Consider the following 1,820-nt stretch of genomic DNA (forward strand, 5'->3'; position numbering starts at 1 on the left):
CAAGCCCCTCCATTCCCTTGCGGAAGTCTACCGGTTTGGTCGCCACCATCACCCGGACCGCACCCGACGGACCGATCACCGGCTCGCCTTCAGTGCCTGGACGATCGACGCGATCATTGTCGTATCCGCACCACGACCGGCCCGGATCGTGATCCCATCGACTTCGATCTCGATGATCCCGAAATCCGCCTTGGCCTTGCAGCGCGCCACTTTGCGCTCCCGGCCAAGAGCGGGCGCCGGCACCACGGCATCCACCACCGCCGGCACAAATTGTACTTCTTCTGCTTCGGAATGACCGCCCGCTGCTTCTCGCAACTGACGTCGCCAGCCAAACAACTGCTGCGGTGACAATCCATGCCGCCGGGCTACCGAACAGACCGAGTCGCCGCTCGCAACGATCTCCGCAACAATCCGCGCCTTGTCCTCGTCGCTCCACCTCCGCCGACGGCCGGCTCCGGTGAAGACCTCAAGCCGCCGAACCGGCTCCGTGATAGCACTATGCACTGTATCCATTCTAAGCCTAACGGTTCAAACAAACCGCAGACTCGCAGATCGCCCCGTCATCCGGTAGGTGGCCGATGAACAGCGCTTACGCTTCGCTCCTCGCAATGACGAAAGCAAAAATGGCCGGGATCGCTCCCGGCCATTTTGCATTTGTGCTTCGCCTCAGCGCGGCGGCGCGGTGCCGGGCGGGGGGCGGCGGCAGCGAGGCCTGGCCACCGTTGAGCAGCGGCGTGATGCGGCGGACGGTGACGCGCCGGTTGATCAGGCTCGGCCCGTCCGTTTGCTCCTTCAGATACTGCTTGCCGTAGCCTTGCGACGTCAGGTTCTCCGCCGGCACGCCGAACTGCTGGGTCAGCAATTCGGCCGCGGACTGCGCACGACGGTCCGACAATGACAGATTGTCGACGTCGTTGCCGACCGCGTCGGTGTGTCCCTCGATCAGGAACACCTCGCGCGGGTTGCGCTGGATCGCGCGGTTGAGGCCGTCGGCGATCACCTGCAGCCGAGCCGCCTGGTCCGGTGGAATGGTCCACGATCCCGTCTCGAAGTTGATCGTGTTGAGGTCGATGCTCGGCATCTGCATGCGAACATTGGGGCTGTAGCGGATCTCGTCGAGCGAGTAGCGTCGATCGATCCGTTGTACCGGCGGTGCCTCCATGGTCTCGTAGATCACGTCCGGCGACGCCTCCTGGGCGTCGACGATGTAGCGATCGTAGGGAATGTTCACGACCGGCGGCGGCACGTCGGCATAGAAGCCGCCGACCGCCCGCGGATCGCGGTAGCTGTTGTCGATGATGACGATCTCGCGCCCGCCGGGGTCCCTGCGGATTCGCCGCAGCAACTGACCGTCCGCACCAACCACGGTGATCACCTCGCTGCCGTCGGGACGGATCACGACGGTGCGGGTTTCGCCGCCGATCGTCTCGCTGCGGATGTCGCGCGCCCCATAGCGGAAGCGATAGAGATCGTTGCCGCGGACGTACTCCTGCCCGCCGGGGTCGCGGATGATGATGCGGTCAGGCTCGGTGTAGATGGTACGGCCGCCTTCGACGACCTCCTGTCGCTGGTTGCGGTAGTCGGCGATGGTCGCGCCGATCACCGCGCCGGCCACCACGCCCGCACCGATCGCGAGCGGCGTCAGGTCACGCTGTGGCAGACGCGGCGGTGGCGGCAGCGGTGCTGCGACCGTCGGCGCGGCCCGGAAGGCCGGCGCAACCGTCGGCGGAGCGTATTGCGCCCTGTTGGGCGGCGGCGCTGCGGCCGGCGTGCCGGGGACGACAGTCGGCGCCGCAGCACCGGCGGGAGCCGCGGTCCGG

General features: G+C 66.6%; 2 protein-coding genes. Both read right to left on the bottom strand.

What is annotated here, in order from left to right; genetic code table 11:
- Positions 1–75: 75 nt before the first annotated feature.
- Complete coding sequence (tnpA, locus tag AC630_RS42040; protein ID WP_074124324.1) at positions 76–513, bottom strand: IS66-like element accessory protein TnpA; 438 nt, start codon at positions 511–513, stop codon at positions 76–78.
- A 76-nt stretch (positions 514–589) separates the two neighbouring features.
- The coding region (locus tag AC630_RS42045; protein ID WP_143198767.1) for an OmpA family protein at positions 590–1,820 on the bottom strand (1,231 nt) is incomplete at its 5' end.

Source organism: Bradyrhizobium sp. AS23.2 (genome assembly GCF_001908185.1).
GTDB lineage: Bacteria > Pseudomonadota > Alphaproteobacteria > Rhizobiales > Xanthobacteraceae > Bradyrhizobium.

Bases quoted from the DNA above. Each gene is read 5' to 3' on its own strand.
- tnpA (WP_074124324.1), bottom strand. From the start codon at position 513: ATGGATACAGTGCATAGTGCTATCACGGAGCCGGTTCGGCGGCTTGAG.